Annotated in this window: 15 protein-coding genes, 1 other RNA gene and 1 pseudogene; 15 read left to right on the top strand and 2 right to left on the bottom strand. The window is 35.1% G+C overall.

Going from position 1 to position 17,502, the window contains the following annotated elements; all coding sequences use genetic code 11:
• The first annotated feature begins 305 nt into the window (after positions 1 to 305).
• Complete coding sequence (locus tag ACFCYN_RS00085) at positions 306 to 2,426, top strand: RNA degradosome polyphosphate kinase (protein WP_375946803.1); 2,121 nt, start codon at positions 306 to 308, stop codon at positions 2,424 to 2,426.
• 313 nt (positions 2,427 to 2,739) lie between these two features.
• On the opposite strand, the gene ACFCYN_RS00080 is transcribed toward ACFCYN_RS00085, so the two are convergent.
• Positions 2,740 to 3,303 (bottom strand): DUF2238 domain-containing protein, encoded by a 564-nt coding sequence (locus ACFCYN_RS00080; RefSeq protein WP_172446238.1) that lies wholly within the window; start codon positions 3,301 to 3,303, stop codon positions 2,740 to 2,742.
• Positions 3,304 to 3,514: 211 nt separating this feature from the next.
• Here ACFCYN_RS00080 and ACFCYN_RS00075 point away from each other — a divergent pair, with 211 nt between their 5' ends.
• The 4 genes from ACFCYN_RS00075 to ACFCYN_RS00060 all read left to right on the top strand — a co-directional run bounded on the left by ACFCYN_RS00075 (position 3,515) and on the right by ACFCYN_RS00060 (position 5,680).
• On the top strand, positions 3,515 to 3,736 hold the full coding sequence (locus ACFCYN_RS00075) for a hypothetical protein (protein ID WP_375946801.1): 222 nt from the start codon (positions 3,515 to 3,517) through the stop codon (positions 3,734 to 3,736).
• On the top strand, positions 3,729 to 4,658 hold the full coding sequence (locus tag ACFCYN_RS00070; protein ID WP_375946799.1) for an alpha/beta fold hydrolase: 930 nt from the start codon (positions 3,729 to 3,731) through the stop codon (positions 4,656 to 4,658). Before ACFCYN_RS00075 ends, ACFCYN_RS00070 begins: the two co-directional genes overlap by 8 nt.
• 84 nt (positions 4,659 to 4,742) lie before the next feature.
• Complete coding sequence (secG, locus tag ACFCYN_RS00065; RefSeq protein WP_025569105.1) at positions 4,743 to 4,976, top strand: preprotein translocase subunit SecG; 234 nt, start codon at positions 4,743 to 4,745, stop codon at positions 4,974 to 4,976.
• A gap of 182 nt (positions 4,977 to 5,158) precedes the next feature.
• Positions 5,159 to 5,680, top strand: a complete 522-nt coding sequence (locus ACFCYN_RS00060; protein ID WP_375946797.1) for a PepSY domain-containing protein — start codon at positions 5,159 to 5,161, stop codon at positions 5,678 to 5,680.
• A gap of 349 nt (positions 5,681 to 6,029) precedes the next feature.
• Here the strand turns inward: ACFCYN_RS00060 and ACFCYN_RS00055 are convergent, their stop codons facing one another.
• Positions 6,030 to 6,521, bottom strand: a complete 492-nt coding sequence (locus tag ACFCYN_RS00055; RefSeq protein WP_375946796.1) for a DinB family protein — start codon at positions 6,519 to 6,521, stop codon at positions 6,030 to 6,032.
• A gap of 252 nt (positions 6,522 to 6,773) precedes the next feature.
• Here ACFCYN_RS00055 and ACFCYN_RS00050 point away from each other — a divergent pair, with 252 nt between their 5' ends.
• From ACFCYN_RS00050 to ACFCYN_RS00005, 10 genes and pseudogenes are all read left to right on the top strand, one after another.
• Positions 6,774 to 7,514 carry an alpha/beta hydrolase gene (locus ACFCYN_RS00050; protein ID WP_172446234.1) on the top strand — a complete coding sequence of 247 codons (741 nt, stop codon included), beginning with the start codon at positions 6,774 to 6,776 and terminating at the stop codon, positions 7,512 to 7,514.
• A 62-nt stretch (positions 7,515 to 7,576) separates the two neighbouring features.
• Positions 7,577 to 10,033 carry a ribonuclease R gene (gene rnr, locus ACFCYN_RS00045; protein WP_375946794.1) on the top strand — a complete coding sequence of 819 codons (2,457 nt, stop codon included), beginning with the start codon at positions 7,577 to 7,579 and terminating at the stop codon, positions 10,031 to 10,033.
• Between the two features lie 93 nt (positions 10,034 to 10,126).
• On the top strand, positions 10,127 to 10,594 hold the full coding sequence (gene smpB / locus ACFCYN_RS00040; RefSeq protein ID WP_056469927.1) for an SsrA-binding protein SmpB: 468 nt from the start codon (positions 10,127 to 10,129) through the stop codon (positions 10,592 to 10,594).
• 216 nt (positions 10,595 to 10,810) lie between these two features.
• Positions 10,811 to 11,168, top strand: a transfer-messenger RNA (tmRNA) gene (gene ssrA / locus ACFCYN_RS00035).
• Positions 11,169 to 11,636: 468 nt separating this feature from the next.
• Positions 11,637 to 11,877 (top strand): annotated as a pseudogene (locus ACFCYN_RS00030) (malate:quinone oxidoreductase); the annotation flags it as partial.
• Positions 11,878 to 12,041: 164 nt separating this feature from the next.
• Positions 12,042 to 13,472, top strand: coding sequence for a spore germination protein (locus ACFCYN_RS00025; protein ID WP_375946792.1), 1,431 nt, complete (start codon positions 12,042 to 12,044; stop codon positions 13,470 to 13,472).
• A 6-nt stretch (positions 13,473 to 13,478) separates the two neighbouring features.
• The gene (locus ACFCYN_RS00020) at positions 13,479 to 14,576 is read left to right on the top strand and encodes a GerAB/ArcD/ProY family transporter (protein WP_375946790.1); all 1,098 of its coding nucleotides are present in this window, start codon (positions 13,479 to 13,481) and stop codon (positions 14,574 to 14,576) included.
• Positions 14,573 to 15,691: a Ger(x)C family spore germination protein gene (locus ACFCYN_RS00015; protein WP_375946788.1), complete on the top strand. Its 1,119-nt coding sequence runs from the start codon at positions 14,573 to 14,575 to the stop codon at positions 15,689 to 15,691. Before ACFCYN_RS00020 ends, ACFCYN_RS00015 begins: the two co-directional genes overlap by 4 nt.
• 469 nt (positions 15,692 to 16,160) lie before the next feature.
• On the top strand, positions 16,161 to 16,421 hold the full coding sequence (locus ACFCYN_RS00010) for a hypothetical protein (protein ID WP_375946786.1): 261 nt from the start codon (positions 16,161 to 16,163) through the stop codon (positions 16,419 to 16,421).
• A 352-nt stretch (positions 16,422 to 16,773) separates the two neighbouring features.
• Positions 16,774 to 17,292 carry a hypothetical protein gene (locus ACFCYN_RS00005; protein WP_172446029.1) on the top strand — a complete coding sequence of 173 codons (519 nt, stop codon included), beginning with the start codon at positions 16,774 to 16,776 and terminating at the stop codon, positions 17,290 to 17,292.
• The last annotated feature ends 210 nt before the right edge of the window (positions 17,293 to 17,502 follow it).

Raw genomic sequence — 17,502 nt, 5'->3', positions numbered from 1 at the left:
GTAATCGGATTGTGCTTTTTTTGTTATACATTAAGAAAGTATAAAATGGCAACGGTGAAGAAATATCAGCAATTTTAGGTAAATGTATAAGTACAACTAATCCTCTGCCTTAACCTAAAGGCTCGACAATCGGTTAGTAGTCTTTATAATAAAAATGGTAAAAATTAACAATTCTTTCATATATTTACAATAACTTAACATTCTATTAATATTGCATAAATTTTAGTATTGTAGGATTAATTTGTAGAAAAAATAAATTGAAAATAGAGTAATTATAACTAGAATATGTTCAAAAAAGGGTGTAAATGATGATAGCGACTAAAGAGGTAAAGGAAAAGAAGATCGAGTTAGCAGATCCACAATATTATAATAATCGGGAATTAAGCTGGCTTGGTTTTAATGAGCGGGTTTTAGAAGAAGCTTTGGACGTACATAATCCTTTGCTTGAACGTTTGAAATTTTTGGCAATATTTAGTTCGAATTTGGATGAGTTTTTTATGGTGCGTGTTGCTGGATTAAAGGATCAAGTGAAAGCGGGGTTTAATAAACCAGAAAATAAGGCTGGTTTAACACCAAAACATCAGCTTTCACAAATATCAACAGTTGGTCATGAACTAGTGAATTTGCAATATAAAACTTTCCGAGAAACATTAATACCAAAATTAAAACAAGAGAACGTTCATTTAGTAAAATATCATGAACTTAGTGATCGACAAAAAAATTATTTAGAACAATATTTTGAAGAGCAAGTACTTCCTGTTCTTACACCTATGGCAATCGATGCGTATAGACCATTTCCAATGCTATTAAATAAAAGTTTAAATTTGGCAGTTTATTTAGAAGACTTGGCAGAGCAAGAAGAAAAGCGTAATAAATTTGCGATTGTACAAGTACCTTCATTATTAAAAAGATTTATATCAATACCAACACTTGATGAAAAGCATTGTTATATATTATTGGAAGATGCAATCACTGCATATATCCACCTTTTGTTCCGAGGATTTATCGTACGAGAAGTAGCGCAGTTTCGAATTACTAGAAATGCTGATATGACAATTCATGAAGAAGGGGCTAGAGACTTACTTCTTGAAATAGAAAAAGAATTAAAAAAGCGAAAATGGGGTTCGGCAGTTCGACTAGAAATAGGACAATCTGGGGCGAGCGATTACATTTTAAACTATTTATTGGAAGAACTAGACGTACATGGAAAAGATGTATATGAACTAGATGGACCGTTAGATTTAACATTTTTATTTAGTTTTTATAAGGAATTAGAAAAATATAAAGAGCATTTGGTTTACGAAACATTAATCCCACAGCCTCCACAAGATCTTGAATCCGATGAGGATATATTTGAAAAAATAATGGAACAAGATATATTGCTACATCATCCATACGAATCATTTGAACCGGTATTAGATTTTGTATTAGATGCCGCAAATGATCCAAGCGTCCTAGCGATAAAACAAACTTTGTATCGAGTAAGTGGTGATTCCCCAATTATAGAGGCATTAAAACGTGCAGCGGAAAATGGTAAGCAAGTTACTGTTCTTGTTGAGTTAAAAGCTCGATTTGATGAAGAAAACAATGTGCACTGGGCAAAGGAATTAGAAAAAGAAGGCTGCCATGTTATTTATGGAATGACTCATTTAAAAACCCATAGTAAAATCACGCTTGTTGTTCGTAAAAAGAATGGAAGAATTGAGCGATTTGTCCATTTAGGTACCGGTAACTATAACGATGCAACTGCAAAAATTTATACAGATATGGGACTAATGACTGTTAATCGTCAAATTGGGGTAGATGCAACAAATTTTTTTAACTTTCTAAGTGGATTCATGGAAAAACCCGACTTTAGGCATTTATCAGTCGCTCCTTATAGTATTCGTCACGACTTTATTCGAATGATTGATGAGGAAATTGCATTTCATAAGCAGTATGGCAATGGGCGAATAATTGCTAAAATGAATTCTTTAACCGATAAGCAAATTATTATGAAGCTATATGAGGCGTCAAAGGCTGGGGTAAAGATTGATTTAATTGTTCGAGGAACTTGTTGCTTACGACCACAATTAAAGGGTGTAAGCGAAAATATTCGTGTCATTAGTATTGTCGGGCGATTTTTAGAACATAGTCGAATCTATTATTTCTACCATAATGGAGAACAGAAAATCTTTTTATCATCTGCGGATTTAATGACTCGTAATATGGAAAAACGTGTTGAAATCTTTTTCCCGATATTTGCTGACCATATAAAAAAGCGAATAATGAACATTCTACTTATGATGCTTTTCGATACTGCAAAAGCACGTGAGCAAGATGAAAATGGTGTTTATCACTATGTAGAAGGTATTGGAAAAGAAAAATATAATAGCCAGATTGAATTGTTTAATTTGGCATATAATGTGCGGGAAGATGAAGAATAAGTAAAAGTTAAGAGAAGGGGATAAAACCTTCTCTTTTTTTGTTAGTTTACTATTTTATTAGAGTTTTTGATATCTGTGCGGTTTTCTCATGATGCTCCTGATCTGCATAGTAATCATATAACTCTTTAGCAAACTTGTTTATAAATCTCGTATGTATCGATACCAAATGTATACGAGTTTAATATATTTTTTACATAATAGAGGAGGGGTTAACAATGGGATTTACGCAAAATGAAATAAAAAAGTGACCCACAAGGAATTTTACCTTTCCGCGTAGGTCATTTATATTTTGATTTATTTTAGCCAAATGACCTTATTTTTTCCTCGATCTACTAGCATTCCAAAATGCAATAATGAGTGCGCCGACTGAGTCTGCAATTATATCTGTCATTGTGTCAAAATTACCTCCACCTTGAGTATTAGTTCCAAGGAATTGATCGCTACTGAATTCCCAAATTTCCCACATGGCTCCGCAAAATACGCCAAAAGTAAATACAAATAAAAAAATAAATCCAGCAGACATTTCACTCTGAGACTGTTTTGTTGTCAATTTTCCCATTAATTCAATTGCTAAAAACGCGACTAGTGTTCCACTTAGAAAATGTAAAAACGTATCCCACCATCCTAAATGATAAAATCTGAGCATTGAACCAAGACATAATGAGCCTATTAAAAAAGCAAAATAAGAGAGAATAAACGGTAGTGCAAATCGGACTTTAAAAATCTTATCTAATATGAGTGGAACGAGCGCACAAGCGATGCCACCTAACGCAATTGGGTATCGATAATGATCATCTCTCATGATAAAAATGACAAATAACACTAACATGACAATAGAAAAGCCAATGCTTAAAAACATTTGTATGCCTTTTTTCATTTCGAATCCCCCATTCATTGTGTTTATTTATCTCTTTTTTAAAATTAATGCCAAACTTGTTTCGTAAAAAATCTTCAAAAATATTACTCAACTTTGACATGAAAAATTCATTAAATGGATGAAAATTTGTTAGAAAATTACCTCAAGAAAAATAAAAATTGAATTAATATTGAATTAGGGATATGGGTGACGAATAGTTGGGAGGATAATTATGAACTTTTTCGCATACTTAAAAGATTTTATTTGGTATACTATTAAAACATATTTACTTCCATTTATTATTGTTATTCTTTCAATAGCAATTGTTTTTTGGAAACTATTAGGTGATGAATTTTCATTTATTAACATACGAATAGAAATAATCTATTTCATTTGTTTTTTCTTTTTAGTATCTTTTACAACATATGAGATGAAGGGGCATAAAAATGAATAATTGGGAAGGATTAATTTCGGCGAAGGATCGAACTAAAATCTATTTGCGAAAGTATATTCCTGCTGAACCAATTGCTGTAATTCAAATTGTACATGGAATGGCAGAGCATGGTGGAGCTTACGAGAAATTTATTGAATATTTAGTTCATAATCAATTTGCAGTCTTTATTCATGATCAGAGGGGTCATGGGAAAACTGCTGTAATTGAAGATGATCTTGGTTTTTTTGGTGAAGAAATCGGTTGGGAAGAAGTAGCTAAGGATATCATTTTTATTAGTAAGATGATTAGAAAAGAACTAAAGGATATTCCATTGATATTATTTGGACATAGTATGGGCTCTTATTTAAGTAGAAGAGTTGTTCAATTAAAAGGAAACTTATATGATGGCCTAATTATTTCTGGAACTGGATGCGATCCAGGCATGTTAAGAAAATTAGGGGTCTTTGTTTCGAGTGCTGAAGCATTTTTAATTGGTGCTAGCAAGAGGAGTAAAGTATTAGATTTTTTAACTTTTGGGAACTTCAATAATCATTTTAAATTTCCAAAAACGAGATATGATTGGTTAACTAGAGATGAAGCCGAGATTGAACGATATTTAAAAGATCCGTTTTGTGGTTTTATCTGTTCTTCCAGCTTTTACCGTGAACTGTTAAGAGGCATTGGAACGATACATCGTAAAGCAGAAATAAAGAAGACACCGACTTCTCTTCCAATCTATATTTTTTCAGGAGATAAAGATCCAGTTGGTCAAAATGGCGTTGGTGTAAAGAAGGTCTATCAGCTTTATAAAGATAATGGATGTACAAATGTAAAATTAAAATTATATGAAGAAGGTCGCCATGAGATGCTTCATGAAATCAATAAAGATGAAGTTCATCATGATGTGAAAACTTGGATAGAAGAAACTATAATAAATCAATAAATAAGTATTGTACTCACATATTGAAGTATAGTATTCTTCATAGTAGAATAGGAAGTAACAGTATTTTACTGTGGAGGTGAAGAAATGCATACGTTTTTATCTGTACTATTAATTATTGTTTCAGTACTTATGATTGTTCTTGTTCTGCTTCAATCTAGTAAAAGTAACGGCTTATCAGGTGCGATATCTGGTGGTGCTGAGCAACTGTTTGGCAAGCAAAAGGCTCGTGGTTTTGAGTTAGTTTTACAACGAATAACAGTTGTTGTAGCAGTTTTATTCTTCATTCTAACAATTGCTGTAACATATTTTAAACTGTAATAAACAAGCTGCCTAGAGGGGTGGCTTTTTTATTTTTACTAAAATTGTAATAAATCGGACACCTGTAGGGGTGCCTTTTTTATTATACTGAAGTTAGTCTAAATGGGATTTGTTTTTGTAATACGAAGCTTATAGTTAGTAAATACTTAACAACAAATACGTAGAAAAAATAGGTGAAAAGAATGAAGAAAATATACAGTAAAACAACGATTTTAGTATTAGCAGTTGGATTATTTGCAAGTGGTTGTAGTAGTCATAATCCTAATCGCCCTAATCTTTCAAAAGAAGAAGTAGTATCCAAAATTGAAAAAGATCCAAATAAAGTAGTAACAAGTATTGATAAAGAAAATAAATCTACATATGAAGTTGAAGTATTTGAGAAAAATCATAAAAAAACGCTAATTGTAAATGCAAAAAATGCAAAAATTAAAAAAGAAGAAAAAGACCGAGACCTTTTAGACGATCAAGCGCTAAATCTATTATATAAAAATGAATTTGTTATTACACTTTCACAGGCAAAAGATATTGCATTAGACCAAGTAAACAATGGTACGATTACTGAGATTGAAAAGGAAAAGGACGATAATGAATACCATTACAGTGTTGAAGTAATGAAGGACCATATTAATCATTCTATGGATATTGATGCAAAAACAGGGAAAATTACTTCTCTTAAGCAAGAAGATATTTTTCTTAATGACTAGGAGTAGGAAGTTGTCCCAAAATTGATGATAGCTCGCGAGGAAGTTTGGGTTCCTAGCGGGCTTTTTGTGTTTTTCTATAAATTTTTAGGCAAAACAGGCGCCACTATATAAGGCTAAACGGTTTATCAATAAAAATTAGAGTTATATCAACAAATTTCGGCTGTTTATCAACAAAAAAAGTGTATATATCAATAAAGTTCACAACTTTATCAACAAAAGACATAATCTGTTCGTATTTCTTTTAATAATTCCTCAGAATTTCAAGGGGAAGCAGCTACTTATCCACATATCAATTAAAAGCACGAAAAAAGACAACCGTTAAATAGGTTGTCTCGATTTTCCAAAAAAATTAGCCTCTCATTGCAGCCCATTCTTCTTTACTCGGACCATACATTCCAGGCACAGCTAGTCCAGCTTGTCTCATTAATACAGTCATTTGTCCACGGTGGTGAGTTTGGTGTTGAATTGCCATACGTAGTAATGCATGAATCGGCATTTCAAGGAATCCAAATGCGTTAATAATTTGTTTTAGATCATTTTCTTTCCATTCATTTTGTGCTGCTTCAATCATAGCTTTACTTACTTCAGCGTATTTTTCTGCTAATTCTTTCGCTGTTCCAGGCATATCTTCTTTATTCGTAGATGCTTCGAATTGTAAACCTGATTGTGATATGATTGCTTTAATTGCTGTTGTAATATGCCAAGCTAATTCTCCTAAAGAACTAAAATCATCACCAATTGCTTGATCAAGAGATTCATCTGTCATAGCATTAAGTAATTTGATTGTGTTTTCTTCTTCTAGTTTCCATTCAGTAATAAATTCTTCAACATTATTAAACATAACGTATCCTCCTTAAGTTGTTTAAATTACCAACATTATTATTACCACACCTTTTATTAAATCATAACAAGTTATTTAAAAAAACTGTTTATTGGTAAATAATTGAATTGAAAGGTAAAATAAAATGACAATTTCTTTACGTAAAATTAGTTAATTCTTATTATTGATTATTTAATATTGAATTAAACGGTTAAAGGTAAAATATGAAGTAACAAAAGAAAAATGGATAGAAAAGTTTTGGAGTGAGTATATATGAGAGTAACAATGCCGAAACCATTTACATTTGAAGGTGGAGATCGAGCAGTTTTATTATTACATGGATTTACAGGACATTCAGCAGATGTTCGTATGCTTGGACGTTTTTTAGAAAAACAAGGATATACTTGTCATGCACCACATTATAAAGGACATGGTGTACCACCGGATGAGCTTGTTCATACAGGTCCTGAAGACTGGTGGAAAGATGTAATGGATGCTTACCAATTCTTAAAGGATAAAGGCCATCAAAAGATAGCGGCAGTAGGATTATCATTAGGTGGAGTTTTTGCATTAAAACTAGGCTATACGGTTCCGTTGAATGGGATTGTTACGATGTGTTCACCAATGTACATAAAAAGCGAAGAAATTATGTATGAAGGTGTTTTAGCATATACAAGAGAGTTTAAAAAACGTGAAGGGAAATCCCCTGAACAAATTGAAGTAGAAATGGAAGAGTTTAAAAAAACTCCGATGAATACATTAAGAGCACTTCAAGGTTTAATTAAAGAAGTTCGCGAAAATGTTGATACGGTTTATGCACCTACATTTGTCGTACAATCTACTGTAGACGAAATGATTAATACAGACAGTGCAAACATAATTTACAATGAAGTACAATCTGATCAGAAAAAATTAAAATGGTATGAAAACTCTACCCATGTTATAACGCTTGGACAAGAGAAAGACTTGTTACATGAAGATGTACTAGCATTTTTAAATGAATTGGAATGGTAGAATGATATCTTTCTGGACAAACTTAAACTAAATACCCTTTAAACGAAAAAGGAGGGAAAAGTATGAATCAGCAATGGAAAGAAAAATTATTGGAACTAATGAAAAACGCTGACTATAAGCCTTTAAATATACAAGGTATAGAAGAGGCTATGGGGTTAACAGAAGCAAATGACTTCCGAGAAGTAGTAAAAACGCTCGTCATTTTAGAGGACGAGGGTTATATTGTACGTTCTCGAAATAATAAATATAGCTTACCTGACCAATCAAATTTAGTACGAGGTAAATTGACAGGCCATGCTAAAGGCTTTGCTTTCGTCATTCCAGAAGAAACTGGAGCAGAAGATGTATTTATTCCACCATCAGACTTAAATGGTGCCCTGCATGGAGATATCGTTCTCGCTCGTATTACAAAAGAGAAAAGTGATGCGCGTAGAGAAGGAACAATTGTAAAAATTATAGAACGTGGCCAAACAAAAATGGTTGGTACTTACCAAGCACAGAAAAGTTTCGGTTTCGTAATTCCTGATGATAAGCGATTTGGAAGCGATATTTTTATTACAAGAAGTAATTCTCAAGGGGCTGTGGAGGGCCACAAGGTTGTTGTAGAACTTACTCAGTTTCCTGAGAATGGGAAAAACGCAGAGGGTATTGTTGTTCAAATTTTAGGACATAAAAATGATCCTGGTGTTGATATATTATCAGTAATTCATAAATTCGATTTGCCACAAGAATTCCCTAAAGAAGTAATGGATCAAGCAAATGCTGTCCCTGATGAGATTGATGAGTCAGCTATTGGTACTCGTCGTGATCTTCGCGATGAACAGATTGTAACGATTGATGGATCGGATGCGAAGGATTTAGACGATGCCGTTACCGTTACAGCGCTTGAAAATGGTCATTATAAACTAGGTGTACATATTGCAGACGTTTCATATTATGTGACTGATAGTTCTCCAATTGATCAAGAAGCATATGACCGAGGAACAAGTATTTACTTAGTTGACCGAGTTATTCCGATGATTCCACATCGTTTGTCTAATGGAATTTGTTCATTAAATCCTAAAGTAAATCGATTTACCCTTTCATGTGAAATGGAAATCGATCAAAAAGGTGAAGTTGTTAAACACGAAATTTTTGAAAGTATCATTAAAACAACTGAACGAATGACATATAGCGATGTTAATAAAATATTAGATGAACAAGATACTGATTTACGTGATCGCTACGAACCGTTAGTGCCGATGTTTGAAGAAATGGCTAAGCTAGCAAAAATTTTGCGTAGTAGACGTATGACACGCGGCGCAATCGATTTTGATTTTAAAGAAGCAAAAGTTCTCGTTGATGAAGATGGTCATCCAACTGAAGTCGTAATACGCGAGCGCTCAACTGCAGAGAAACTGATTGAAGAATTTATGCTTGTAGCAAATGAAACAATTGCTGAGCATTTTCACTGGCTAAATGTACCGTTTATGTATCGAGTGCATGAGGACCCGAAAGAAGAGAAACTTCAACGATTCTTTGAATTTATCGCATCATTTGGTTATACAGTAAAAGGAGCTGGTAACGAAATTCACCCGAGAGCGTTGCAACAAGTTCTTGATATGGTTCATGGGCAACCGGAGGAAACTGTTATCTCAACAGTTATGCTTCGCTCAATGAAACAAGCTAAGTATGAGGCTGACAATCTTGGCCACTTTGGTTTAGCAGCGGAGTATTATACTCATTTCACATCGCCGATTCGTCGTTATCCGGACTTAATTGTCCATCGATTAATTCGCAAATATTTAATCGAAGGAAAAATGGATAGTGAGACAAAGCGTGAATGGGATGATAAATTACCTGCAATAGCTGAGCATACTTCTAATATGGAACGTCGTTCAGTTGAAGCAGAAAGAGAAACGGATGACTTGAAAAAAGCAGAATACATGCTTGATAAAGTTGGCGAAGAGTATGAAGGGATTATTAGCTCTGTAACAAATTTCGGTATGTTTATTGAGCTTCCAAATACGATCGAAGGATTAGTTCGAGTTGCTGATTTATCCGATGACTACTATAACTATGACGAGCGTTCGTACGCGATGATTGGTGAAAGAACAGGGAAAGTATTCAGAATCGGTGATGAAGTAGCTGTTCGCGTAGTGAATGTTAATAAAGAAGAACGAGCAATCGATTTTGAGATTGTTGGCATGAAATCGAATAAACCTCGTAGAAGCGGCGGTAGAGGACCAGTTAATCTTGGTGGTGGCTCTGGTGGCGGCAGAGGACGAGGCGGACGCGGAAGAGGTTCATCAGATCGAAATGGAGATAGCTCTAGCAGTGGTCGTTCTCGTGGAAGACGAGGAGATAGTTCACCTAGAGGAGATAGCTCAACTCGAGTTGACGATAAAGATAGTGGTCGTAACGGAAAATCGTCGAGAAATAAACGTGACGATCGTTTTAATCCAACGAAAAGTAAAAGTAAGAGCAAAAAGAACAAACCCTTTTATGAAAAAGTAGCAAAAGGTAATAAAAAACGATAAAAACCCAACGGCAGTGGACATCTTGTCCACTGCTTTATTGACTATTTTAGTTCAAATTATGGTAAAATAAGTAAAGATAGAGAGGTGTTAATTATGCCAAAAGGTGAAGGGAAAGTAATTGCTCAAAATAAAAAAGCGTATCATGATTACTTTATTGAAGAAACGTATGAAACAGGTATCGTATTACAAGGTACTGAAATAAAATCGTTGCGTGCTGGAAAAGCTAATTTAAAGGATTCATTTGCTCGCGTTCAAGGCGGAGAAGTATGGCTTCATAATATGCATATAAGTCCATATGAACAAGGTAATCGCTATAATCACGAGCCATTACGCACTCGAAAATTATTACTACATAATAGAGAAATTGTGAAGTTAATCGGTTATACAAAAGAAACTGGTTATACTTTAGTACCCTTAAAAATCTATTTAAAAAATGGTTATGCTAAGTTATTACTTGGATTAGGTAAAGGGAAGAAACAATATGATAAACGTGATGATTTAAAGAAAAAAGAAGCAAAACGTGAAGTAGAACGTGCATTCAGAGATCGTCAAAGAATCTAATTGGATAAATGTTGAAGCATTGGAATTTTAGTTTTTCTTTAGAAACAATTGTTAATTGCAACTTCAGATGGATATGCTATAATAAGTTTGTAAGTTAATCACCAACAAAAATTTAGCACGATGTGCAGATTTTATAGATTATGAAGCCTTTGCTTTATGCTTCGTAAGTCACTCATAGCGAACAGAACTGAAATAAGTTTTGTGAGCATTTTATATGGGGGCGTTACGGATTCGACAGGGGTAGTTCGAGCTTAAGTCGCGAGTCGAGGGGTCGGCCTCGTTAAAACGCAAAAGCCAATAACTGGCAAAAACAACAATTTCTCTTTAGCTGCTTAATTGCACTAAAGGCTCCTCCTATGTATCGCCCATGTGCATAGCTTAGAGGGGTTCACTCATTAGTGGGCTACGCCGGACTTCGCCGTCTGAGGGGAATGGAAGAGATTAATCAGACTAGCTATCAGGAAGCCTGTCATTGGGCCGAATGGTATGCGAATTACTAATACAGTGACTACGCTCGTAGAAGCTTAAGTGCCGATATTCTTGGACGTGGGTTCGACTCCCACCGTCTCCACCAATACATACTGTTTGGTGGTTTTTTTATGTTTTTGTCATTAGTATCATAAATTTGCCGTTTGGCAACCTTATGATGCCTAATCTATATAGACAATTTATAAGTAAAAAAAGGTATACCGTGTGGGTATACCTTTTTTTATTAATAACTTATTTCGTACTTATTATTAAGTGAATATTACTTTATATTAAAAGTCTGCCAATTTGGCAGACTTTTGCTTTAATAAAAACTCGCAGAAATAAAGGCATATGTTGATTTGAAATAGTACTATTCAAAGAAGAAAATACAATCTTAACGTAATTTATTGGTTACGGGATGGGATAAATTTTTGATTTTTATTCTTGAACAAGCTAGTAAGTGAATTCTACTTTTAGTCGGTCCCCATCCTATAAAAAGGTAGCATTCTTTCGAAAAGCTGCCTTTTTTTGACCTCATATCCCTCTTTGCCACAAATAATTTTATTATGGCTTTTTTACCACAGAAGTCGTCATAGCAAGCGATGGTTCGGTTGCAGTACTCCTGGGGGCTTCACCAAGTGCATCGCCGGCTGTACATGTCATGCTTGATGTTTTAAAAAAATGTTATCCAGACCGTATGGAAGAGGGACACCGAAGCTAACGGATATGATTTCCCTTCGTACGGAAAATCGTTAGCTAACAATCCAAATTTACTGCAAGTAGTTCAAACGTCAACGCAAAAGCGCTTCGGTTAATTGAACCAGCACCGTTACGTGTTCGTTTGTGAAAAACAAAACCTATCTCACGGTCTTCGTGAGATGGGTCATTTTTTTGATGAACGGTATAATCTAATTTTATTATGGTATTTTTATCCAAGTGAATGGGAAACTAAACATAACTTTTGAGTAGGAGGTTCTTCATGAAAACGGAATCGTTTCTAGATTTAAACGAAAAAAAATTCAGAGAGATGTTACGTCATACCTCCGATTTTAAAACAAGTGATGTTCGAGTTGGGGAAGAATGGTACCGTCTTTACTACTTAGATACGATGATTGACGCAACTGTCGTGCAAGAACACATCATCCGCCCGTTACTTCATAACCAGTACACGAGCGTTCGTGAAGCGGTAAACATTCTTAATTATCAAGAAACTGAAATGTTAGCTGACGTATCAAAAGCACTAGTCGCAGGAAAAACAGTGGTTCAAAAAAATGGAGAACCAATCTGTTATCTATTAGACACTGAACTAACAAATGAACGTACCGTTACCATTCCAATGAATGAACGTGTGTTACGTGGTTCTCATAAAGCACTAAATGAAAATATCGATACAAATGTAAACATGTTACGCAAATTAGCGGAAACACCAGATCTGATCGTAAAAAGTTACATAGTTGGGCGTCGTTCAAATACAAAAGTGGCTATTTTATACTTGCATTCATTAGCGAACGAAGTGGTCTTAATGGAATTGGAGAAAAAAATCGCAAGTATTGAGATCGATTATGTCGAGTCACCTGGTTTTATAGAGGAATTAATAAGTGAAGATAAATTTTCACTATTTCCGAAATTTCTCATCTCTGAACGGACAGACCGAATCCGATCGTATCTAATGGATGGGAAAATGGTCATTTTAACAGATGGATCACCGGAAAGTGTGATCCTTCCGGTTTCATTTTGGTCCTTTTTTCAAACACCAGATGATTATCAGGTTGGTTGGATCGTCGGAAGTACATTCCGTTTCCTACGGATTGTTTGTTTCATCTTTGCTATTTCATTACCAGGATTGTATGTAGCGCTCGTAACATTCGATCCACGAGTTATTCCATTTGAAATTGCCTTGTCACTCAAAAGTTCAATGCAATTGGTTGCTTTACCTCCGATTTTAGAAGCGTTAATCATGCTTATTACGCTTGAAATCTTACGCGAATCGGCCGTTCGTTTACCTAGCCCAATCGGTCAAACAATTGGGGTGGTTGGTGGAATTGTCATTGGTACAGTCGTTGTTCAAACGAATCTGATTTCAAATATGATGGTCGTTGTTACTGCGCTAACGGGTGTATCTTCCTTTATTATTCCTTCGTACGAAATGAGTAATGTCGCGCGAATCATAACGTATCTTTTCTTAGTGATGTCTTCTATTTTTGGATTGATTGGATTAGAGATCAGTTTCTTTTTGTTATTAACACATTTAGCAAGGATTCACACGTTGGGTATTCCTTATTTTTATGCGTGGTTTACAAAAGATGCGTTAAAAGATACCTTGTTTCGAGCACCAATCAAACGTCTAAAAAAGCGACCAATCGAAAGTGTCGCAAAAGATATGACGAGACTAGATGATCCAAAGGGGTAGTTGACGATGATACATCTCAAGAAGATTTCAATTAACCAATTGATTTGCCTTGTGATTACAACGCAAATTGGCGCACACGTTTTGTCGATACCATATGCAGAATCTCGTCATGCAGGATATGATGCATGGATGTCTGTTTTGGCTGGAGGTGTCTTCGCACAAGTAGTAATTCTTTTGATTTATCAACTTGGTAAGCGTTATCCTACATTAACATTTCAGCAGTATCTCTATCAGATTGTTGGAAGACCAATTGGTGTGATATTAAACTTTTTGCTTGCCCTTTTTTGCGCACAAAATTGTATCATTGTTGTGATTTCTTATACGGATATCCTTCATAGATGGGTGTGGTATGAAACACCTTGGAGTGTTATTGTCTGTTTATCGTTTATGATGGCAGCCTATACCGCATCTTCTTCGCTAAGGAGTATTTCGACTGTCTCACAATCCGTCCTCACATTGTTTGTTATTTGTGCGGCGATTATCTTCATAAGTGGTATGGGGAAAGGGAGCTGGCTTCACTTATTACCGATTGGCACACATGGAATCGTGGCGGTCTTAAAGGACTCGATTCCAACATTTTGGGCGTATACTGGATTCGAATTACTTCTATATGTTTTTCCATTTGTACAGTGTAAAAAAAAGATTGAGATCTTATTTGCAATGTCTTTAGCAAACGGAATCACGACGTTCTTTTATGCGTTGGTGGCCATCATCGTCACCTATAATTTTAGCGAAACACAATTGGATACCATCACAGAACCGATGGTGTTCATCCTTCGTAAATTCAGATGGCCTGTTGTGCAAAGTTTAGATATCGTCTTTATCACAATTTGGTTATCTGTTACTACAGCAACCGTCTATGTGTATTTGTATATGTCCGCGCGTTATGTTGCAAGTATACGAAAAAATGAAATCAATCGTCATTCTTTATTGGTTTGGTTGATTGCCGGTATTGGCATTGTCATAGCTTGCTTTTGCACTGATCGACAAAGAATTATTCGCTATTCCGAAGTTCACAATGTTATTTCTTTCATCATGATTGTCGTGGTGCCAACCGTTCTTTTGCTTGGTTCGATTCTACGTGAAAAGGTGGTGAAAGGATGAGGAAAGTTGCCATTTTACTTTTGTTGTTGCCACTTTTAACAGGTTGTTGGGATCGTTTACCGTTAAGAAAATTACAATTTGTCAATATAGCAGGACTCGATTGGAATGAAAACAATCGTGAAGTCGAATTAGATTATGTCATCACAAACATAAAAAGTACGGGTCCAGGTTCAGGTGAACCGGTTTCTGAGACGGTTGAATTAAAAGGACCTAATGTTGTTGAAGCAATTAGCCAAGGACAGTATATCGATCAAGCTCCTTTTTTAGGGATCAGCACAGGGATTTATTTGATGAGTGAATCGTTTGTGAAACACGATCCAATTTCGCAACTTAATTTTTTACTCCATGCACCGTATTCGTCTATTAACACACCAGTTGTGCTATTCAAAGGGGACTTAGCAACACTTTTAAAGATAACTGCGACACAGAATGGAGATTTCGCTGATATGTTTTATGGCTTTAATATGGCATTAGATAAGAATAGTATCATTCCTAGTGTGTCGATGATGCAATTCATCCAATCGAAAGAGGAACAACTAGCAAATCTTGCGATTCCCGTTATGAAACAAAAAGAGCAAGGTACAGAATTAGATGGTGCTCTATTATTTAGCCATGGAAAAAATACGGATGTAGAACTCAATAAAGAACAATTGCGTATGACGATGTTACTAAATGGGAAAGAAAAAGGAAGACAACGATATAGTGGCAAATTAGAGGAAATTAGCGAGGAAAAGAACGCTTATCATAGTTATAGCTTTTCAGTAAAAAAAATCACTTCAAGTATTCGTGTGATCCCACAATCAAAAAAACCACCAAAGGTGAAAATCAATGTTGACTTAGAGATTAATGCATTCGATTTAGGTAATGCATATCATCAACTTGATGCAAAATATGTGAATAAAATCGAAAAAGAACTAGGTAAACAATTAGACAAAAAAGCATTGGAGACGATTCAGACAACGCAAAAAGCAAATTGCGATTTAAATGGAGTCGGTGAACGAATTAAGGCGTTTCACCCGAAAATTTGGGGAAATTTAAATTGGGAAACGGACTATCCTAAAATGAACATCAAACCACATTTCAAGGTGCACATCTTGAATGTTGATCGAATGTAAATTCCCCTTATCTTCTGGTAATCTCGATTACAAAAAAAGCACACATGAATAGCTAAACCTCACAACATTCGTTGTGAGGTTCTTATCGTTTAAAAATAACGAATGGACAAAGGGATAAATCATAAAATATGCTACCTTTTATTTAATACTTTTTATCATTTGCAAGATGGTTTAGAGGTTATTTTAAATTAACAAATGTAAAAGTTCTTATGTAACTAACTGATGCCTTAGCTCAACAATTGACTACTTTGGTGTTTTTTTTAGACTAAATGACAGTTTTAGTTTATTAATAAACATGAAAAGAAGAGAGGGTAACAGAAAACATTAGAAAAAAACTCATAATTGCTGAGGAGTTGTTTTAGTTGGCTAATAGTCTAAACAATACACCCATACATATAGTGTTTAATACCATCAGTTTGAAAGTGAGACTCAAACTATTTCGTTGGGGGTTATGATGTGAATGAACCGAATGAAAAAAGTTAAGGAAAAGGGTAAAGGAAGCATTTGGGCTGGAATTGGGATAGGATCTTTTATTGAAATATTCACTCGCTTTTTTTATATCTATTTTCTCCATTCCTTTGTCTATTTGGGGTTCATTATTTGGTTCTTAGTAATCGGGAAAAAACGAACTGCAATTTCTTTATTTATTTTATTTGTCAGCTTCCCCTACATTTTCCCCTATCTATTAGAAATTTTTTCTTTTGGACTTTGGGCAATCTTTGGTGATTAATCATATTCAGTTTACAAAACATTTTCATATAACATAAATTTAATCACATTTAATTAAAACATCCCTATAGAACTAACGTATTGAGATACTTCAATAGAAGATCGCTTTATCTTATTCAACATAATGGCAGTTTAGTTGAATAAGGATTATCTAAAATCCTATGTGCCGAGTGTAGCGAAGAAGGGATTAATGAGCAAAAGGACGAATACTATAAGTAACTAGAAAATATTGGAAAGTACTCCTCGACGTGCTCCTTGCTTCGCTTCGTCCGCCCGTGAAAACAGAGTGGAATGACGAAGGAATGAAACGAAGAGCGGAGCGAGCGAGCATAGCGAAGGGAGAGAGTATAGCGATGAAAAAAAGTCGAATTTTACTGAGTATCTTGTTAGTTGGCATATTAGCTTTAGCAGGTTGTACATCAGGTAACACATCGAAAAAGAAACAGGTTGATCCGAACATTGCGATGATCAAAACGGTGTTAGAAAAACAGGTGACCGGTCCAGATGCTGATTTGAAGAAGGCACTTGAATCACCGAATCCGCCTGCTGGTATCGAAGCCTACACGAATAAAGAGTTCAAGAAGTATTTCACGGATGCATCGTTCGAATCGTTTGTTTCGGCGTATGCACTTCGCTTCACATTTGAAGCGCACAAAAACGGGTTCACCTTAGCATACAAGGATGCGAAAGTGAATGCGGTGAAAGGCGAAAAAGGCGCGTATGATTATACCGTCACATTTGTTGCCAAAAAGAGCGGCAAGGATGACCAGACAATTGAGGTAACTGGACGATTTAACGTCAATGACGATCATAAGATCGTACACGTCCGCTACAACGACGAAGATTTCGCAAAGGCCATGGCCGCGAAATAAACGCGCTCCTCACTGCACTCGTCCGCGTGTAAAGAACGAAGCGTCGTACAGAGTGGGTGAACAAAGTTGCAATTTAAAAATAGAAATAAACTGAATTTCCTTATTCAACTAACGCATGCAATAGTTGAAGAACACGAGCTGCTTATATGCGGCTTTTTTTATTCAACAAAATGGCAGGTTAGTGGAAGAAGGATTTTAATAGGTTTACGA

It is taken from the genome of Gottfriedia sp. NPDC056225, from assembly GCF_042267765.1.
Taxonomy (GTDB): Bacteria; Bacillota; Bacilli; order Bacillales; family Bacillaceae_G; genus Gottfriedia.
Note: the sequence above shows the minus strand (reverse complement) of the source record. Positions and strands in the feature narration are given on the sequence as shown.